Raw genomic sequence first — 19183 nt, 5'->3', positions numbered from 1 at the left:
TTAACGATAGCGGGGGTGATGCGTGATCGGCGGCTGTCAAGGATGTTGGCACCCTTAGTCATTTTTTATGCTGCATTTTCCAGCGCTGTTTCCGGCTTATCCGGATTCAACATCACCACTTCGACACGTTGCCATTGGCGACAGTGTTTTGACCATCGTTCCGGGTTGGCCCTTTGGGCTGATTCATACAAGGCTTTTCGGTTTGCCAACAGGGCAATGTCATGCCCCTGATGGCGTTGTTCCGGCGTCACATAACCGATAGCGCTATGCCGGTGCTCTTCGTTGTACCATCGGCTAAAACACTCAACCCACTGTCTTGCCTCATTTAGGTCCAGGAAGCCCGATGACGGCCACGCTGGAACATATTTCAGCGTTCTGAACAGCGATTCTACATACGGATTGTCGTTGCTGACCCGCGGCCGGCTGTGCGAACCGGTGATCTGCAGTTCTTCCAGCTTTGCTTTCAGCGTTTGGGATTTCATCGGCGCCCCATTATCGGCGTGCAGCACCAAAGGTTGCCGGTAGCACTGTTCACGCAGCACGGTACGCTGCAGCAGGGCGGCGGCCTGGTCACCATTTTCTTCTTCGTGAACCTCGTAACCGACGATTTTCCGGCTAAAGATATCTTCTATCAGATACAGATAAAAATACCGGCCACGGACTCGTGACGCGAGCCAGGTGATGTCCCATGTCCACACGTGGCGGGGCGCAAGCGCCTGATAGCTGGTCGGTTTATTGACCTTCAGCGGTGCCCGGCTACGCCCTCGATGATGCACCTGACCGTGGCGCCGCAGGATCCGGTAAAACGTCGATTCGCTGGCTAGATAGACCCCTGTGTCCGCCAGACGTGGCACGATTTGCGCTGGCGGCAAACTGGCATACTCCGGCTCGTGACACGGCCAGTATTTGATGTTCTTCGGCGAGTGTCAGCTTATTGGCCGGTCGTGGGCGCACCGCCGAAGGCCGGCGGTCTTCGGCCTGCCCGTTCCAGCGCCGCCAGGTGCGCAGGCTGATGCCCACTTCTCGGCAGGCGGGGAGCAAGCGCGCACCGGCGCTCGTCGCCTCGCCTATCCACCGGATAAATTGCACTCGCTCGTTCGCTGGCGTCAGTCGTCCTCGTCTGCTATCCCGTAATAACCATTGAGCTTTTTTCGCAACACCAGCAACGCGGCCGCCTCCGCCAGGGCTTTTTCCTTTCGGGCCAGTTCTCGCTTCAGCCCTTTGATTTCTTTTTGGGCCTGTTTTTGCGACTGCCGGGTATCGGGTTGTGGCGTTTGAAGGAAGTCTTGTTTCCACTGGGCTATTTGTTCTGGATAAAGCCCTTTACGACGGCAATATTCGCCTAACTCGGCTTGACTGAGTGTGGCAGTTTCCACGATCACGGCAAAACGGGCTTCGGTCGACCATTGTTCGGTAGTTTTATTCGCTCCGGGCACGGGCTTTCCCTCCAATTTGGCCTGAATACGCCAGTTGTAAAGGGTAGCTTCCGATATTCCTTCTTGCTGTGCAAGTGCGCTAACAGTCATGTTGTGAGGAGGTAATAATTTGTCCAAAACAGCAGCTTTACGTTCAGGTGAATAACGTTTCATGTCAGGCTCCACTACCCCCAATTAGATTTTCAGTAGGGGATGCCATCTATCCTGACAGGGGGGGTGATTATCTGAGTAAGCGTCTGCCCGATTATATGGTGCCGTCAGCCTTCGTGCGGATGGAAAGTTTACCCCTGACGCCCAATGGCAAGCTTGATCGGCGAACATTACCTGCGCCAGTGGGCGAGGATTTTGCCCATGCGGCCTATGAAGCGCCGCAAGGCGAGATTGAGAACACTTTGGCGGCGCTCTGGTCTGGGTTGCTCGGGGTTGAGCGGGTCGGTCGCCATGACAACTTCTTCGCCCTCGGCGGTCATTCTCTCATGGCTTTGCAGTTGATGCAGAGGATCAGGAACTGCGGTTTTGATTGCTCATTAAACGAAATTTTTGAACACCCGCGATTGGCTAATTTTGCTTTGCAAATCGCACAGGCTCCATTGGGACCGCATACGGGGGCTATCCCGGTGCGTCTTGGGGGAACCGAACCACCCATCTTTTTTGTTCCCTCAGGATTAGGTGATTATTCGTATGTTATTTCTCTGGCGCAATATCTCCGTGTAAGCTGCCCAATCTACGTGCTGCCGTGGTCGGCTATTGGTGAACCTTCTCCCCCCACGCTGGAAACTATGGCTGAGAGAATGCTTCCCGTCATCCAGACAATTCAGCCCAACGGCCCCTATAGAATCGCCGGGTATTCTTCAGGCGGGATACTCGCTTATGCCCTCGCCCATTCGCTTATGGATAAGGACGCCTACGTTGAGTTTTAGGTTTCATTGATGTACCCGCGCCCAATAAGTTAACATACAAAAATCAAAACATTAAACTGGATTTTATTGCACATGCGAAAGCAATGGCTTCCGAAGCTGAGCGCCATAAATTAGATATTTTAATTAAGGATATTGATGATACCGAATTTGAAGAACTGATAAAAAAAGCGCAGGGTCTAAGGGGCTATGATTCTAATGCAGACCTCTTGCTGGACACCGCTAAATGGAGATCAATTTATCACTTCGCACAACTTGCGGGTGGCTATAAGCCAATGCGATTGCCGATTCAGATCCCGCTCTATCAGTTTTACGCGGCCGATTGCGAGAACGTTAATCTGCCGCCGATTGATATGGTCGGTGGATGGAAAGATGCATTACCTGATTTGGATATTCATTCTGTTTCAATTCCCGGTGGACATCTATCGATGATGACTGACATCGACCATCGTAAGCAACTGGCTGAGGCATTCAATCGCGCTCTCTCAAAACTCATTGGTGATTGGGAGTGAGCATTGCGCGCGCCGTTCACTTACTCATAAGGGGCGCCGGTGCTACCCATTTAATATGGTTCGTAAATAGACCCCCCGCTGCCAGCAGCGGGAAATATATCCAGAAATGGATTCAAATAACATAATGTTATAGTGGTAAATTACTTTTCAAAAGAAGACCATAGGTAAAATTTAGGCGTTGCTCAAAATGATGCCATAAATCGACATATCAGCGGAATGTGAACCGGCGCCGGAATACAAATTGGAGATATCATGGCTAATCCCTATCGCGAAATGCTGACAACCCCTGGAGTGATGGGATTGGTGTTCGCGAGTTTTATTGTGCGCCTGCCACAGGCGATGATCGGCATCGGCATCATTACCATGTTGGCGGAGCAGCGTGGCCTTTATTGGCTGGCGGGATCGGTCGCAGCCACATTCACGTTAGCAAACGCGCTTATCGGCCCGCACGTGTCAAAATTCGTTGACCGGCACGGCCAGAGCAGAGTTCTTCCGGTTATTACCGCCTTCAGCATTGTCATGCTGCTGGCGCTGCTGATTGCAGCCTATATGAAAGTCACTGCTCCATTCCTTTTTATTCTTGCTGCACTGGCCGGCACAATGCCGAACATGCCGGCCATGATAAGGGCGCGCTGGACAGAGCTTTTTCGAGGCAAGCCACAATTGCACACGGCCTTTTCCCTCGATACCGCTCTAACAGAGCTGTCCTATATTGTTGGCCCAGTACTGGCTATTGCCTTGAGCACGAGCGTCTTTGCCGAAGCAGGACCTCTTGCTGCCGTCTTGTTACTGGTGATTGGCATGACCGCCTTTCTTTTGCAACGGCAGACGGAGCCGAAGGTGGTCAGCAGCGGCAGGGGGATCGGAAGCTCGACTTTGCGTATCCCCGGTCTTCGTATCATCTTTCTGGCGCTTATGGCGATGGGCGTGATTGGAGGTTCAATCGATGTGGCCGTCGTGGCCTTCGCCAACGCACAACATTGGCCATCGGCCGCCAGTTTCATCCTTGCCGCCTACGCGCTCGGCTCTGTTATCTCCGGCCTGGCTTTCGGCGCGTTCAGGATTACCTTACCGCTTGAGAGGCAGTTCCTTATAGGGATACTGGTCACGGCAGTAACAGCGATATTGCCCATTCTCTCACCGGACGTTTATATCATGACAGGAATGGTCTTTGTGGCAAGCTTATCCTTCGCGCCGACCATGGTCGTCGTCATGAATCTTGGCACCATCATTGTTCCACCGTCCAAGCTCACTGAAGGACTGACATGGATGACGACCGGCATCAGTATTGGCGTTGCGCTCGGCAGCGCGCTTTCGGGCCGGATTATCGACGCCTTTGGCGCACGAGCAGGCTTCGGCGTGCCCATTTTCGCGGGGCTCGTCATGGTGATGATCGTGCTTATCGGTCTGCGTACACTTCGTGCAGCGTCCGAAACGCAGGAAGTGCTGACCTTTCGGTAAAATGCATCGTACGGTGCGTTCTGCCAAAATAAAAATTGAACTCAATAACTGAATGATTTAAAAAAAATATTTACACAGGCAAATTGTTCAAGAAGCAAAAAGGGAGATCTCTTTCATCAGAATCTGCTTTTGATCAATGGATTGTTTCTAGTGACTCATACTCGATCTGACAGTTGCAAATTACGAATTTAAATCTAATTTGACAGTCGGCACTGTGCCAAAAGTGGACGTTTCTAGTACCTTTGTTCCTTAAATATAGGAATCAGGCCAGTTAATGGGTAAAACTTTTCATGAGCAGATGAATTAAACTAAACATGCGATGATATAGGTACTCAATATGATCGCTCTCTTGAATTTTCACCTGATTCATTTCGGCGTGACGTATAAAATATTGGTTACCAATGTCGGTCAAATATTTAGCTTCAGCTTCCAAAATATTCCGAAATTCAGGTGTATCGGTTGCATCATCAAGTAACTGTGTAGCTGATATTTTCTTATTTGATGGGTTTTGTACACTTTTCAGTCGCTCCCAGAAGTCCCAGAGCTCTTTCACAGCGTCATAGCGAATCTGAACATCAAAATTAACGATTTTAGCATTTGCGCGAGCAAGTATTTTCTTTAGCTCAACTTCCGCAGGAACATTCACGCTGGACATCATTTGAACTAATTCAGGGCTAAGAAGCCGGATAATTCCTCCTGATTTCTGAAGCTCGTAGGCCATACTATTTCGGGCAAAATGACATTAACTTTTCGTGAAATTCATTTCTGCCAGCATCAACATCAAAATCGTCAATATGAGTGTGACGGTAGTACGAGTGGTAATCATTGCCTTCTATAGGAAGGGCAATATGCTTATAGCAAAATTGAAGTAAATCCATAACGTCCAGATAGTCTGGAATGAACGTAACTTGTGTTCTTGACCTGTAGCCATACCGACCTTCATCTTCAGGATCGACTCCCAATGGCCATCCTAAATTTGGTATTTCCGCCTGTAGTGCAGCTTTGAAAGTATCTTCATTTGTACCAATACACCCTTGTCCGTCAGGACATTCTTCTGGAAAGTGTTTCCCAAAGTAGCCCTTATTTACCAGAACATTGATGTACGAGACAAGCCCGGTCCAGACGGTCATAGAGACATCATTGTTGGTTCTCGGTACAGAACCTTTCTCTTTATCGCTAAAATATTCCACATTCCCCTGGAAGTTTATGACTTTCCAAAATCTATGACTGATTCAATTGTTGAGCAAGCATAATTGAGTGAATGTGATGAGATCGATGGTTAAAACTACCCAAGCTCCCATTTCCGCTTCATCGCTCCTAGCCGACATTCAGATTTGCCTGTACATTTTTACAGCATTAAGCTGACAACTCCTATGTTGCCTGATGCTTAACACTGTCGGCAGATGCAATTCGGTAAACTTCCCGTAAAACCGAATTGCCGGTATCGTCGGATCTGATGCCAAGCAGCTCTGACAGGCAGTTCAGTGCCAGGAGCAGACGTTCAACTGTTCACTTTTTGGCATTAAACTGTGTGCTCTTGGACGTCTTAGGAATTCTGTCCATCATTTTTATGATCAGATTTTTATATGGACGGTTTATATGTAGAAGGTAGTTTTCCTGACGGCATTTCTCGCCTATACAGGCACTTCGCAATCTGCTGAATACTGCAAAATGAAGCAATATAGTGACGGCGAACTGGTTGCCGGAGAAAGCACTCTTGTGATCGACGGGGGCGATTCTTTGAGTGACAAACCCAGTCAGACTGTTTTAAACACCCCTTTACTAAAATATAGATATGCCGTAGCCGGGAAGGGGGTAGAATATCGGCATGGCACAATGGAAAGCGGGAAACTGTGGATCACGCTTCCTTGGCTAAAAATCAGCCTTTACATTGATTGCAATTAATCCCCGCCGTTCTCACTGTTACTGACTGGATGTTACAGTCATTCTGTTCATTGCTGGCATTCATCCAACTGCAGCTGCATGGTCCACTGAATAACAGCTGGCAAAATCCTGCATCTAAGTACCGTCGCGGTCGCTGAAATGCTTGCAAACTGCTGGTATGTTGACAAAAGTGAAACAAGAATTTTTTTTCGGGTATAATGAATGTAGGCACGTCCTCTTGGCGTAGCCTGTTTTACGCTCGCTTATCCATTGTCGGTCGTGAACTGCAATTAAGGAGAGATATGATGAATATTTCTCATTTGAAAGCGCTTCAGCAGTTTTACGTTGATGCGCTTGAAAAACACGCGACGCTACGTGCGCCGAGCAAGTTTCAGCTTGATTTACAGGCCATATTGTTTACACACCATCAACGTGCAACTGATATGTTAGGTAAGTTACTCTAATTCATGGAGAAGGCCGCACCAGCGGTCTTTTTCATGTGTGCGCCGGGCATGGCGCGTAGCGCCTTGACGGGCGCTGTCCCTGGACCGTGGTGGTCAAGGGGCGACTTGGAGGTGAAAGTCCTTTGCACACCCGGCAAGGGGAAGTGCTAGCCGAACGGCAAGGGTGCCCACCGCGAGGCGGGATCTGAAGGAAGCCGAAGGCAAAATGCTGGCCTGACGAACAGGAAGCGACTTAGGCGTGACAGCGGGTAAGGCGGCACATATCGTCAAAGCCCGATACTTGCACGGAACGCTGTTACGTAGAGTCGACAGGTATAAGCATGAAGGTCGCGCGAATTACCCGGAGGTCTGTACGTCTGCCTTGGTGCTACCGGGCGTCGAGAGGCGACGGGATGAATGTACAGAAGTCAGCCGAGGCCATAGTAGCGGTGCAAAACCGGTATCGTGAAGGGCCGAACATTTACAACCGTGATTAGGACAGGTTATCTCGATGGGTATTGATGAGGCACAAGCGCAGGACACTGCGGCCCGGACAGGAGGAAGCGAACAGTATTCGCAAGGGCCTGACACGGGTGCTGAAATACCCACGGCGAAAGCTGAGCAAACGAAAGCGGAACAACCGTTGTCAATCGAGGCGGTGATAACACGCGGCAACCTGATGCTGGCCTATCAGCGGGTTCTTGAGAATAAAGGCGCAGCAGGGTCGATAATCTGGGCGTCGGCGAACTTAAAGACTGGCTGAAATGGCACTGGCCGACGGTGAAAGCGGCCCTGCTGGACGGAAGCTACCTGCCGCAGGCGATACGCCGGGTCGAACTGCCCAAGCCTAACGGCGGAGTCAGGGTCCTGGGTATCCCCACGGTGGTGGACCGGCTTATCCAGCAGGCCATCCAGCAACACCTTACCCCTATTATGAACCTGAGTTCTCCGAATCCAGCTACGGCTTCAGACCGGGCCGCAATGCGTGGCAGGCGGTGCGACAAGCACAAGCCTACGTGCAAGGCGGCCGGCGCTGGGTGGTGGACATGGATCTGGAGAAGTTCTTTGACCGGGTTAACCACGACATCATGATGTCGAGGCTAAGCCGCAAAATCAAAGACGTCAGACTGCTCAGGCTCATCAGGCGTTATCTGGAAGCGGACATGGTCAGCGGCAAAGTGGTGACAAAACGGCGGGAAGGGATGCCGCAAGGCAGCCCGTTATCGCCGTTGCTCTCAACCTGCTGCTGACCGACCTTGACCGTGAACTGGAGCGCAGGGCCACCGGTTCTGCCGTTATGCGGATGACTGTAATATCTACGTGAGCAGCCGCAAGGCGGGAGAACAGGCGATGAACTCGATAAGCCGGTATCTGGAAAAGCACCTGCGGTTGACGGTGAACCGAGATAAAAGCGCGGTGGCCAGGCCCTGGGAGCGCAAGTTCCTGGGATATAGCCTGACGTGGCACAAGCAGGCAAAACTGAAGATAGCGGCGAGCAGCGTGTCCAGGCTGAAGGAGAAAATCCGCAGCCTGACGACGGGAAACAGTTCAAAAGCGCTGAAAGCGGTTATCGACGGGCTTGCTCCGGTGCTGCGAGGTTGGATAAGTTACTTCCGGCTGACCGAAGTCAAAGGGATACTGGAAGAACTGGACGGCTGGGTCCGCCGTAAGCTGCGTTGTCTGCTGTGGCGGCATTGGAAAAGGCCATACAAACGGGCAAGGATGCTGATGAAAGGCGGCCTGAGCGAAGAAAGGGCGTGGATATCGGCGACGAACCAGCGCGGACCCTGGTGGAACGCGGGGGCAAGTCATATGAACCAAGCGCTGCCGAAGAAACTCTTCGATCGTGCAGGTCAGTTATCGCTGCTGGAGTTGCACAGGCAGTTCCAGTGTTGTAAATGAACCGCCGTATACGGAACCGTACGTACGGTGGTGTGAGAGGACGGCGGGAGTAATCCCGCCTCCTACTCGATCCCTCGTTTAATTCCTGTACCACATTGGACACTCTGGTTATTTTCTCAAAATAATCTATTGATAAAAAACACAGGTATGTTAGAGTCGAAAATGAACCATGAGCTAGCCGAAAGCTTACTCATAGTGGAGCGAAAACCACCTAATCTGACGAAATCGGAGAACATTGCCATGCAACAGCAGATACATCAATACTCTACTTTACTTTCATGTCTATACGATGAGCAGCAACCTATTGGCAATCTTGGGCGCGGAACTCATTACTCAATATTCAGAACTGTAGAATGGCTTGATGTTAACCGCACACCAGTTAATTTGCCCCAACTACATGATTTTTCCGTGATCTGGGATGAGGATCATGATGAACGAGTCATAAATGTTATCGAAAATATATACATGGCTGGATTACTTTCACCAATCCAGTTTATCGGAGAACGGAAAGGTACACTGACTGTAATTGTCGCAGCGAAATTCTATTATGGGGCATCCCCGATATAAATAACTATGAAAACAATTACAGACAATTTGCGATCAATCCACTTATGGGGATTATTGGCCTGTAGAAATTGGAATGTTTGATCGTTCTCCTAGCTTTCCTCCAGATAATCCCCACCAAACGGATGTTTGCGGATTAATAAACGATAAACATCACCGTGTAGTTACTTATTTAAGAAATATAGATTCACTTTGGAGTCTGGGAACAAAATCCTTTACGCCAAAAGGGAAAGCAAATGTTCCTATCTTTCCACCTGTCCCGCCAATGCTTAATCAGTAAATAAAGGCCGCGCCAGCGGCCTTTTTCATGCCATTCGTTTAATCCCCGCTCCACATTGGATAGTCCGGTAATTCTGTCTAGTTATCCCGCCATATCCTCCGTTTCTGTGTATAGACCACATCTGGTGCCCCTGCGCCAATCACTGCCGTGTTAATCGCGCTCATACCGCGCAAATCGTGCTTTTTAACCTGGACGAAAGAGCACATTCGGAAAGAATGTCCAGTGACGACGTTAGGCAGATTGGAATTGATCATCTTTACTTTAATGCGTAACTTCAAATCGCGCTGTTTCTAAAAAATATATGTCCGCTGTTCGCTCTCTGCAGCCTGTCGAATCTAGTCATGCTAGGCTATTAGAATGTGCCAGGTTCAGTGGTGGCTAATCCAGATTATTACTTAGGCCATTCAATCGAATGTATGCTGCCGGGCATAAATATACGGCGCAACATATTCCTCGCGGTTCACTTCCAGATAATCCGACCACCACTGCATCATCTCCATCCTGGCTTCCAGATGCTCCGCTTTATGCACATAGGCCGCCCGTACGCCGTTTCGCTCCTTATGGCTCATCTGTCGCTCAATGGCGTCCTTTGACCATAGCCCTGACTCGTTTAGGGCGCTACAGGCCATCGTTCTGAACCCGTGGCCACAGACTTCGGTTTTGGTGTCATAACCAATTACGCGTAGCGCTTTATTAATGGTGTTTTCGCTCATAGGTTTGTCCAGACCACGCGCACCCGGAAAAACGAAGACCGACTCGCCGCTAAGCGCCTTGATCTGTTTTAGCAGAGCAACTGCCTGATTGGATAGTGGCACCAGATGCTCGTCTTTCATCTTTGCGCCACGTTCTGAAAATCTCACGCCCTTTACGGCTTCGCGCTGCGCGGGCACCGTCCAGATACGTGTTTTCAGGTCGAACTCTTCCCAGCGGGCGAAGCGCAACTCGCTTGAGCGCAGAAAGACGTGCAGATTCAGTTCCAGCGCCAAACGGGTCAGTACCCGGCCTTGGTAGTTTTCTATGTTCACCAGCAGCTCAGGCAAGCGTCGCAGCGGCAACGCGGGAAGATGTTGGGCCACGATCGGCGTCACGACACCGCCCAGATCGAACGCGGGGTTGTATTTGATGATGCCCTGCTGTACGGCGTGACGCATGATTTTGGTCAGGTACTGGCGCATCCTCCCGGCCACGTCATGCACGCCTTTGTCGTCGATGGCTTTGATGAGCTGCGCCAGATGCCGTGTTTCGATCTCCGCGATATCCATTTCGCCAATGTCAGGGAACGCATAGCGCCTCAGGCAGGTAAGAATTTTATTCGCGTGGCTCGCCGACCAGAGCCTGAGGTTGCTGGTGTGCCATGAGGTAGCAATGTGTTTAAAGGTGCGGGTTTCGTCTACAGCGGTTTTTTCTGATTCGCGGGGCAGGGAAGGGCAGATGCCGGAGGCCAGCAGTTTGCGGGCAGCGTCGCGCTTTTCGCGTGCTTCCGCCAGTGTAGTCTGAGGATAGGGGCCAAAGGCCAGACGGGATTCTTTGCCGCCGAAGCTGTAGCGGAAATACCACAGACGCGAGCCGCTGGTTGATACCAGTAGATACAGACCGTGGGCATCGGTGATTTTGTAGGATTTTACGAAGGTTTTTGCAGCGCGGATTTTGCTGTCAGTCAGAGCCATGTGAGGGTCACTCCATTCATCGAACTGAATGACCCGCAATTTGACCCCACATTTTCCGGATACCTAGGGATAAATCAAAACGTATCGGAAAGGGTTTTTACGCTAACCTATTGAATTTAAGATATATAGGGATTCATAAGAAAGCATAAAAAAGAAATGGTGGTGCCCGGACTCGGAATCGAACCAAGGACACGGGGATTTTCAATCCCCTGCTCTACCGACTGAGCTATCCGGGCAACGGGCCGCATTAAACCGTATTGACCGCATTTCGTCAATGTGTTTATGGCGGTTTCACCTTAAATCCCGCTTAATTGCTCTCTTTTCAGGCAAATTTGCGTGCTGCTTCATGCCAGCGCGCCGTTTTTACGGCATAGCGCCAAGCGTAGAATATCCTCCGCCAGGCGTCTTGCGATGGCCACATCCTGCAATTGGTGTTTAACCAGTAATTTGCTCAGGCAGCCTTCCAGAATCAGCTCCATTTGATGGGCGACCATGGTGGCGTCGTCGGCTTCCAGCTGGGTCAGTAGCGCGTGTGTGTAAGTAAAGGAGGCCTGTTTTTGCTGCTCGGCCAGTTGGTGAATCGGGTGGTCGGCGGCGGGGTAAAACGTGCAGGCGGCCACAAACAGGCAGCCGGGATAACGCTGCTGGCGTACCTGCTCGTCCAGAATCCGGTAACGCGCCAGCAGCTTCTGCTGCGGGTCTAAGGTATTGTCCAGCAGGACTTTACTGCGCCAGCTGTCGATCTGATCGGCGTGATAACGCAGGCAGTCATAGTGTAAAGCCTCGCGTTCGGGCCAGAACTGCTGGAGCTGCGCAACCGGGATGGAAAGCTCATCCGCCAGCATCTCAAGCGTTACACGGGTAAACCCTTTTTGCTCCAGCAGGTTTAACGCGCGATTCAGGACGTGTTCACGTTGCATAGATGCCTCCATATAAAAGCCTCCGGAAAGCTGGCTGGTCCCGTTGAAACAGGTCGTTTACGGGATAATTTTCTGTAAGTGCCGCTGAAACTCCGCCGCGTCCATAAAGCCCGTCACCCGGGAATCGGGGATTTCCCGTCCCTGGGCGTCAAAAAACATAATGGTCGGTAAACCCAGGACCCGCAGCTGCTTCAACAGTGCGGCATGTTCCTGGGTATTGGCCGTGACGTCCGCCTGGAGCAGCGTCATCCTGTCCATGGCCTGCCGTACCCCGGCGGCGTTAAAGGTGTATTTCTCAAATTCTTTGCAGGCCACGCACCAGTCGGCATAAAAATCCAGCATAACCGGTTTGCCGGCGGGGTTATTGACCTCGCGGGTCAATTCATCCAGCGTGCCGATCCGGTTAAATCCCGGCGCAGGGGCAAGATTTGCCTCGGCGCCGGCGCCCCGTTCGGCGGGAAACGCCCAGTCCTGCAAGGGCCGCACCGCTACCAGCATAACGGCCAGCAGGGCGATTTGCACGATGCGGCTGCCGCGATAGGCGCCTTTGAGGCTCAGTAAAAACCCCCAGCCGAAAAACGCCACCGCCAGCAGGCTCCATAGCCGGTCGCCCCACCGGTCCCCCAGCATACGCTCCAGCAGAAAGATCGGCAGGGCCAGGATAACAAAACCAAGCCCTTCTTTAACCTGTTTCATCCAGGCGCCGCCGCGGGGCAGCAGTCTGTGGCCGAACAACGCCGCCAGGATCAGCGGAATGCCCATGCCCAGGGCATAAAGATACAGCGTGGAGCCGCCCATCAGGAGATTGCCGCTCTGGGCAATATACAGCAATATCGCGCTGAGGGGAGCGGTGGTGCAGGGGGAGCAAAACAGCGCCGCCAGCGCGCCCATGACAAATACCCCCCAGGGCGAGCCGGACCGTTGCCGGTTGCTCCAAAGGGTCAGGCGCGTTTGCACCGAGGAGGGTAGTTGCAACGTGAACAGACCGAACATGGAGAGCGCCAGGGCGATAAACAGCGCCGAGAGGACAATCAGCACCGCCGGCTGCTGTAATGCCGCCTGTAGCGGCAATCCCGCCGCCGCCACGGCGATGCCCAGCAGGGTATAGGTAATGGCCATGCCCTGGACATAGACCAGGGACAATAGCAGCACCCGGCCGGTGCTGAGGGACGCCCGATTGCCGCCGAGGATAATACCGGAAATCAGCGGGTACATGGGCAGCACGCAGGGGGTAAAGGCAATGCCGATACCTATCAGCAGCGCCCACCACAGCGAAAAGGGCGAGGCGGCGGCGGTCGCCGGCGCCGGTGAAACGGTCCCGGCGGGGGCGAGTGAAGCGAACATGTCCCCCGAGGCGATGGGCAGGGGAACGGTGCGGGTTTCGGGAGGGTAGCAGAACCCGGCATCGGCGCAGCCCTGATAGGTGACCCGCAGCGTGGCTCCTTCGGCCGCGTGCAGCAAGGGGATGCCAATCTGCAATGTGTTCCGGTAAATCTCGGTATCGCCGAAGAACTCATCGTGGTGATTGCCGCCGGCGGGCATGACCACCTTGCCCAGCACCGCATCCACCGGTTCGAGCTTGATCTGTTGGCGATAAAGATAATAACCCGGACGAATCCGCCAATTCAGGCGGATATCGGTGCCGTGCCGCTGGAAATCAAAGGCGAACGCCTCATCGGCCTTGACGAAAGCCGGGGCGGCGTTGCCGCCGAACAGAGCGGCCGAAGCCGGCGCCGGCGGGAAGCCGAGCAGCAGCGCCAGGAAAATCAGCGTAAAGAGGCGTTGAGCCATGACAAATAATCCGCATCCCCGCCCAGTACGGGCAGCACCAGTAGTTCAGGGGTTTGATAAGGGTGGTGGGTTTTTATCAACGTAATCAGCTCCTGTTGATGCCGGGTATGGCTTTTGATCAGCATCTGTACTTCCTGCTGCTGCTCCAGTTCGCCTTCCCAACGATACAGGGAGAGGGCGCCGGGCAGCATCGTAACACAGGCCGCCAGCTTGTTATCCAGGAGTTTGGCCGCCAAATCGCGGGCCGCGGCTTCATCGGGCGCGGTGCAAAGCACCACCACGTTTCCCGGTGCGGCGCTGCCGGGATGGCCGGGGGATATAGGCTGGACGGCGGGATGTGTCCGGTCCGGGGAATGCGCTGCCATGATGGCCTCCTGTGATGATGACCACCGCAGTATAACCGGTTATCCCGCCGCGGGCCGTACGGTTATAACTGTTTTTCGTCGTCGTAGCGCCGGGCTTTGTATGTCGGATGCATCAGGTTATCCAGCGAGAAAATATCATCCAGCTGCGCGGGGGTGAGCAGTCCGCGCTCCAGCACCACTTCGCGGACGCTTTTACCGGTTTCGGCGCAGATCTTACCGACGATATCCCCGTTATGATGGCCGATAAACGGGTTCAGAAAGGTGACGATGCCGATGGAGTTAAAAACATAGGATTCGCAGACCTCCCGGTTGGCGGTGATGCCACCGATGCATTTTTCCAGCAGGTTGTCGCAGGCGTGGGTCAGGATATGGATGGATTCAAACATGGCCTGCCCGATAACCGGTTCCATGACGTTAAGCTGCAGTTGGCCCGCTTCCGCCGCCATGGTGATGCAGGTGTCGTTGCCGATGACTTTAAAGCAGACCTGGTTCACCACCTCGGGAATGACCGGGTTGACCTTGGCGGGCATGATGGAGGAGCCGGCCTGGAGCTGCGGCAGGTTGATTTCATTGAGGCCGGCGCGGGGGCCGGAAGAGAGCAGGCGCAGGTCATTGCAGATTTTTGAGAGTTTTACCGCCAGGCGCTTTAATGCGCTGTGCACCATGACATAAGCGCCGCAGTCCGAGGTGGCTTCTATCAGGTCTTCCGCCGGGATGCAGGGAAGGCCGCTGACCTCGGCCAGCTTTTGCACCGCCAGGACCTGATAGCCTTCCGGGGTATTGAGCCGGGTGCCGATGGCGGTGGCCCCGAGATTCACCTCCAGCAGCAGTTCGGCGGTGCGCAGCAGGTTTTTGTTTTCTTCTTTCAAGAGAACGGCGAAGGCGTGGAATTCCTGGCCCAGCGTCATGGGCACCGCGTCCTGCAGCTGGGTGCGGCCCATTTTGAGGATAGTGGAAAACTCCCGCGCCTTGCGTTCAAAACCCTCCCCCAGGCGGTCGATGGCGTCTATCAAGGTGAGAATGGAGCTGTAGACCGCGATGCGAAAGCCGGTGGGATAAACGTCGTTGGTGGACTGGCATTTATTGAGATGATCGTTGGGGTTGAGGAACGGATAGTCCCCTTTATGATGCCCCATCAGCTCCAAGCCGATATTGGCCAGTACTTCGTTGGTGTTCATGTTCACCGAGGTGCCGGCGCCCCCCTGGAAGACGTCAATGGGAAATTGATCCAGGCAGCGGCCCTTATTCAGGACTTCATCGCAGGCGGCGACGATGACATCGGCGATGGCAGGGGGCAGGGTATTAAGCTCTTTGTTGGCCAATGCCGCGGCTTTTTTTACCAGCACCATGCCGCGCACGAATTCCGGTATATCGCCGATTTTAGTATTGCTGATACGAAAATTTTCGATGGCGCGCAGGGTGTGGATGCCATAATAGGCGTCGGAGGGAACTTCACGGGTGCCTAGCAGGTCTTCTTCTATACGGATGTTATTCGCCATGGCGTACTTCCTTAAAAAGCGATGATGTGGACTGGTGCTAAGGGATAATAGCGCAATCATTTTAATATCCAGCGCGTTACACTGGCAATGCGCATTGTGTGCGTCATTATATGCTGAAAAGCATTATCGGCTATTAACTTGATCACGAATGTTTAACTTTTTATTACAGAAGCGCACTAGGTGTAAAGTGTGGTAAAGAAGCCCGGTCCACGGGTTGAATAACGCCTGCACTGATGCCATTACAATTAAAGGCGTTATATTAAGCGGTTGAATTTACTCTGAGGAGAGTCTGGTGCGTTGGTTACCCTTGCTGGTTATTTTTCTGGTGGTTTATATCGAAATCACCCTGTTTATCCAGGTAGCGCAGGCCATCGGCGTGCTGCTTACCCTGCTGCTGGTGATCCTGACCTCGTTTATCGGCGTCTCGCTGGTTCGGGCGCAGGGCATGATCATCCTGACCCAAATGCAGGTCAAGATAGCCAATGGCGAAAGCCCGGCGGCGGAAATGATCAAAAGCGTGTCTGTCCTGCTGGCGGGATTTTTACTGTTATTGCCGGGCTTTTTTACCGATTTCCTCGGCCTGCTGCTGCTGCTGCCGCCCGTGCAGACTTCCCTGACCCTGCGGTTGCTGCCCTATTTGCATTTTCAGCGCGGCGGCGGCTTCGGTTCCCAGGGCGGCGGCGAGACGTTCGAAGGAGAGTTCAAGCGTAAAGACGTTTCCCGCGACCGCATCGAGCATCACCCGGACGATGAAAATAGATAAAATCGCACATGAAGAAACATGTTATTTAACTGATTGATTTAGAATGTGTTTCATTCGCAGTGTGTAAAATATGGCCATTCGGGCAAAAAAAATCTTCATTTCCCCCTTGAAGCGTAACTGAACGCCCCCATCTTAAACACCACGAGGCCGGGCATGAGGGCATGCCTGGCATTCATCCCGAAACAGATACGGACTTTCTTAAGGAGAGCTTTCAATGAAAATTCGTCCATTACATGATCGCGTTATCGTCAAGCGCAAAGAAGTTGAATCCAAATCGGCCGGCGGTATCGTCCTGACCGGTTCCGCGGCGGGCAAATCCACCCGTGGCGAAGTCCTGGCGATTGGCCATGGCCGCATCCTTGAAAACGGCGAAATCAAAGCGCTGGATGTGAAAGTAGGCGACATCGTGATTTTCAACGACGGTTATGGCGTGAAAGTAGAAAAGATCGATAACGAAGAAGTCTTGATCATGTCCGAAAGCGACATTCTGGCAATTGTTGAGGCGTAATTCGCGCGTAATCATCTGAACTGAACGAATTTAAGGGAAATTCAAATGGCAGCTAAAGACGTAAAATTCGGTAACGACGCTCGCATCAAAATGCTTCGCGGCGTTAATGTCCTGGCAGACGCGGTAAAAGTGACCCTGGGTCCCAAAGGCCGTAACGTTGTGCTGGATAAATCCTTCGGTGCGCCCGTTATCACCAAAGACGGTGTCTCCGTAGCGCGTGAAATCGAATTGGAAGATAAATTCGAAAACATGGGCGCCCAGATGTTGAAAGAAGTTGCCTCCAAAGCGAATGACGCTGCGGGCGACGGCACCACCACCGCCACCGTTCTGGCTCAATCCATCGTCAATGAAGGCCTGAAGGCCGTTGCCGCCGGCATGAACCCGATGGATCTGAAACGCGGTATCGACAAAGCGGTTATCGCCGCGGTTGAAGAACTGAAAAAACTGTCCGTGCCCTGTTCCGATTTCAAAGCCATCGCCCAGGTGGGCACCATCTCCGCCAATTCCGATGAAACCGTAGGCCAGCTTATTGCTCAAGCCATGGAAAAAGTGACCAAGGAAGGCGTGATTACCGTTGAAGAAGGTTCAGGTCTGCAAGATGAACTGGACGTTGTGGAAGGTATGCAGTTCGACCGCGGCTACCTCTCTCCTTATTTCATCAACAAACCGGAAACCGGCACCATTGAACTGGAAAGCCCGTTCATCCTGTTGGCTGATAAAAAAATCTCCAACATCCGCGAAATGCTGCCGGTGCTGGAAGCCGTTGCCAAAGCAGGCAAACCGCTGCTGATCATCGCTGAAGACGTTGAGGGCGAAGCCCTGGCCACCCTGGTGGTGAACACCATGCGCGGCATCGTTAAAGTCGCCGCCGTGAAAGCCCCTGGTTTTGGCGACCGTCGTAAAGCCATGCTGCAGGATATCGCCATCCTGACCGGCGGTACCGTGATTTCCGAAGAAATCGCCATGGAACTGGAAAAAGCCACTCTGGAAGACATGGGCCAGGCTAAACGTGTGGTTATCACCAAAGACACCACCACCATCATCGACGGTATCGGTGATAAAGCCGATATCGACAGCCGTATCGCCACCATCAAACAGCAAAGCGAAGACGCCACTTCCGATTACGATCGTGAAAAACTGCAGGAACGTATCGCCAAGCTGAGCGGCGGCGTAGCCGTCATCAAAGTCGGCGCCGCTACCGAAGTGGAAATGAAAGAGAAAAAAGCCCGCGTGGAAGACGCCCTGCATGCTACCCGTGCCGCGGTTGAAGAAGGCGTGGTTGCCGGCGGCGGCGTTGCGCTGATTCGCGTTGCCAACAGCATCACCGAACTGCGTGGCGATAACGAAGATCAAAACGTCGGCATCAAGATTGCCCGTCGTGCCATGGAAGCGCCGCTGCGCCAGATCGTGGCCAATGCCGGCGAAGAACCTTCCGTCATCGCCAACAACGTTAAAGCCAGCAACGGCAACATGGGCTATAACGCGGCAACGGAAGAGTACGGCGACATGATCGCCATGGGTATCCTGGATCCGACCAAGGTCACCCGTTCTGCACTGCAATATGCAGCATCCATTGCCAGTCTGATGATCACCACTGAAGCGATGATCACCGAACTGCCCCGTGACGACAAACCTGATTTAGGTGGTGCCGGCGGCGGTATGGGCGGGATGGGCGGCATGGGCGGCATGATGTAATGCCCCTGCTTCACCGTTAGCTTTCTTAACCCCCGGTCTCCGGGGGTTTTGTTTTTTTGGCAAAAAATTATCAACCGGCACGTTTTTAAGGTATAAACAGTGGGCAGTATGGGCAAGGTTAACAGTGGTTTTTCGCTGTCGGTTGCCCAAGGGAAGCATGGCGCACAGTAAAACTTTTGCCGGACAAATTAAAATTCGAGGAAAACGATGCGAATCAAATTTCTACTCTGTCTTTGCGCAGGCTCTTTGTTATTAGCGGGATGCAGTACCGGTAACCCATTGTCCGCGGCCGGCCAGTCGGTTAAATTCACCGAGGATCAGCCGGCGGCCAACTGCCGTCTGCTGGGTACGGTGGTCGGTACGCAAAGTAACTGGCTGTCGGGGCAAGGCGGCGAAGACAGCTCAATGCGCGGCGCGGCCAATGACCTGCGCAATAAAGCCGCGGCGATGGGCGGTAACGTTATTTACAAGGCCGCAAGCCCGGTAAGTAAGACGGAAACCTACCTGTCAAGCTTTGTGCCGCTGGACAGCAAGCTTCAGGGCGAAGTGTATAATTGCCCTTAGTCTTTCACGCAC

19 protein-coding genes, 1 tRNA gene and 1 pseudogene are annotated in these 19183 nt (G+C 52.8%); 12 read left to right on the top strand and 9 right to left on the bottom strand.

Features of this window, described 5'->3' with window-relative positions; translation table 11 throughout:
- Window positions 1-65: 65 nt before the first annotated feature.
- A pseudogene (locus GTU79_RS24390) lies at window positions 66-1589 on the bottom strand (IS3 family transposase).
- Window positions 1590-1708: 119 nt separating this feature from the next.
- Between GTU79_RS24390 and GTU79_RS24385 the strand changes: the two are divergent.
- From GTU79_RS24385 to GTU79_RS24375, 3 genes are all read left to right on the top strand, one after another.
- Window positions 1709-2356 (top strand): thioesterase domain-containing protein, encoded by a 648-nt coding sequence (locus tag GTU79_RS24385; RefSeq protein ID WP_214513443.1) that lies wholly within the window; start codon window positions 1709-1711, stop codon window positions 2354-2356.
- 83 nt (window positions 2357-2439) lie between these two features.
- On the top strand, window positions 2440-2865 hold the full coding sequence (locus GTU79_RS24380) for a hypothetical protein (RefSeq protein WP_214513442.1): 426 nt from the start codon (window positions 2440-2442) through the stop codon (window positions 2863-2865).
- 252 nt (window positions 2866-3117) lie between these two features.
- On the top strand, window positions 3118-4326 hold the full coding sequence (locus GTU79_RS24375; RefSeq protein ID WP_203524013.1) for an MFS transporter: 1209 nt from the start codon (window positions 3118-3120) through the stop codon (window positions 4324-4326).
- Window positions 4327-4597: 271 nt separating this feature from the next.
- Here GTU79_RS24375 and GTU79_RS30790 read toward each other — a convergent pair whose 3' ends face one another.
- Together GTU79_RS30790 and GTU79_RS30785 are read right to left on the bottom strand one after the other, a co-directional pair.
- Window positions 4598-5047 carry a hypothetical protein gene (locus GTU79_RS30790; protein ID WP_253073413.1) on the bottom strand — a complete coding sequence of 150 codons (450 nt, stop codon included), beginning with the start codon at window positions 5045-5047 and terminating at the stop codon, window positions 4598-4600.
- A 1-nt stretch (window position 5048) separates the two neighbouring features.
- Window positions 5049-5516 carry a hypothetical protein gene (locus GTU79_RS30785; RefSeq protein WP_253073412.1) on the bottom strand — a complete coding sequence of 156 codons (468 nt, stop codon included), beginning with the start codon at window positions 5514-5516 and terminating at the stop codon, window positions 5049-5051.
- Between the two features lie 996 nt (window positions 5517-6512).
- Between GTU79_RS30785 and GTU79_RS24365 the strand changes: the two genes are divergently transcribed.
- The 5 genes from GTU79_RS24365 to GTU79_RS30770 all read left to right on the top strand — a co-directional run bounded on the left by GTU79_RS24365 (window position 6513) and on the right by GTU79_RS30770 (window position 9122).
- Complete coding sequence (locus GTU79_RS24365) at window positions 6513-6674, top strand: hypothetical protein (RefSeq protein WP_203524011.1); 162 nt, start codon at window positions 6513-6515, stop codon at window positions 6672-6674.
- 490 nt (window positions 6675-7164) lie between these two features.
- Window positions 7165-7416, top strand: coding sequence for a hypothetical protein (locus GTU79_RS30780; RefSeq protein ID WP_253073399.1), 252 nt, complete (start codon window positions 7165-7167; stop codon window positions 7414-7416).
- A gap of 232 nt (window positions 7417-7648) precedes the next feature.
- Window positions 7649-7903, top strand: coding sequence for a reverse transcriptase domain-containing protein (locus tag GTU79_RS30775; protein WP_338091440.1), 255 nt, complete (start codon window positions 7649-7651; stop codon window positions 7901-7903).
- A gap of 70 nt (window positions 7904-7973) precedes the next feature.
- Window positions 7974-8555: a group II intron maturase-specific domain-containing protein gene (locus GTU79_RS24355; RefSeq protein WP_253073411.1), complete on the top strand. Its 582-nt coding sequence runs from the start codon at window positions 7974-7976 to the stop codon at window positions 8553-8555.
- 240 nt (window positions 8556-8795) lie between these two features.
- The gene (locus tag GTU79_RS30770) at window positions 8796-9122 is read left to right on the top strand and encodes a hypothetical protein (RefSeq protein WP_253073410.1); all 327 of its coding nucleotides are present in this window, start codon (window positions 8796-8798) and stop codon (window positions 9120-9122) included.
- 681 nt (window positions 9123-9803) lie between these two features.
- Here GTU79_RS30770 and GTU79_RS24345 read toward each other — a convergent pair.
- From GTU79_RS24345 to aspA, 6 genes are all read right to left on the bottom strand, one after another.
- Window positions 9804-11066, bottom strand: a complete 1263-nt coding sequence (locus tag GTU79_RS24345; protein WP_203524009.1) for a tyrosine-type recombinase/integrase — start codon at window positions 11064-11066, stop codon at window positions 9804-9806.
- Between the two features lie 160 nt (window positions 11067-11226).
- Window positions 11227-11302, bottom strand: a tRNA-Phe gene (locus tag GTU79_RS24340).
- A 108-nt stretch (window positions 11303-11410) separates the two neighbouring features.
- Window positions 11411-11986, bottom strand: a complete 576-nt coding sequence (gene dicD, locus GTU79_RS24335; RefSeq protein ID WP_203524008.1) for a division control transcriptional repressor DicD — start codon at window positions 11984-11986, stop codon at window positions 11411-11413.
- A 57-nt stretch (window positions 11987-12043) separates the two neighbouring features.
- A complete protein-coding gene (locus tag GTU79_RS24330) occupies window positions 12044-13777 on the bottom strand; it encodes a protein-disulfide reductase DsbD (protein ID WP_203524007.1) in 1734 nt (577 codons plus the stop codon).
- Complete coding sequence (gene cutA / locus GTU79_RS24325; protein ID WP_203524006.1) at window positions 13753-14142, bottom strand: divalent cation tolerance protein CutA; 390 nt, start codon at window positions 14140-14142, stop codon at window positions 13753-13755. The genes GTU79_RS24330 and cutA overlap by 25 nt, the downstream gene beginning before the upstream one ends.
- Before the next feature lie 62 nt (window positions 14143-14204).
- Complete coding sequence (gene aspA / locus GTU79_RS24320) at window positions 14205-15641, bottom strand: aspartate ammonia-lyase (RefSeq protein ID WP_203524005.1); 1437 nt, start codon at window positions 15639-15641, stop codon at window positions 14205-14207.
- Window positions 15642-15933: 292 nt separating this feature from the next.
- Between aspA and GTU79_RS24315 the strand changes: the two genes are divergently transcribed.
- From GTU79_RS24315 to GTU79_RS24300, 4 genes are all read left to right on the top strand, one after another.
- Entirely contained in the window at window positions 15934-16404 is a 471-nt protein-coding gene (locus tag GTU79_RS24315; protein ID WP_132925600.1) for an FxsA family protein, read from the top strand.
- Window positions 16405-16618: 214 nt separating this feature from the next.
- Window positions 16619-16912, top strand: coding sequence for a co-chaperone GroES (locus GTU79_RS24310; protein ID WP_132925602.1), 294 nt, complete (start codon window positions 16619-16621; stop codon window positions 16910-16912).
- A gap of 45 nt (window positions 16913-16957) precedes the next feature.
- Entirely contained in the window at window positions 16958-18607 is a 1650-nt protein-coding gene (gene groL, locus GTU79_RS24305) for a chaperonin GroEL (protein ID WP_203524004.1), read from the top strand.
- 207 nt (window positions 18608-18814) lie between these two features.
- Window positions 18815-19171 (top strand): DUF4156 domain-containing protein, encoded by a 357-nt coding sequence (locus GTU79_RS24300; protein WP_203524003.1) that lies wholly within the window; start codon window positions 18815-18817, stop codon window positions 19169-19171.
- Window positions 19172-19183 lie beyond the last annotated feature (12 nt).

This window comes from Sodalis ligni (genome assembly GCF_016865525.2).
Taxonomy (GTDB): Bacteria; Pseudomonadota; Gammaproteobacteria; order Enterobacterales; family Enterobacteriaceae; genus Acerihabitans; species Acerihabitans ligni.
Note: the sequence above shows the minus strand (reverse complement) of the source record. Positions and strands in the feature narration are given on the sequence as shown.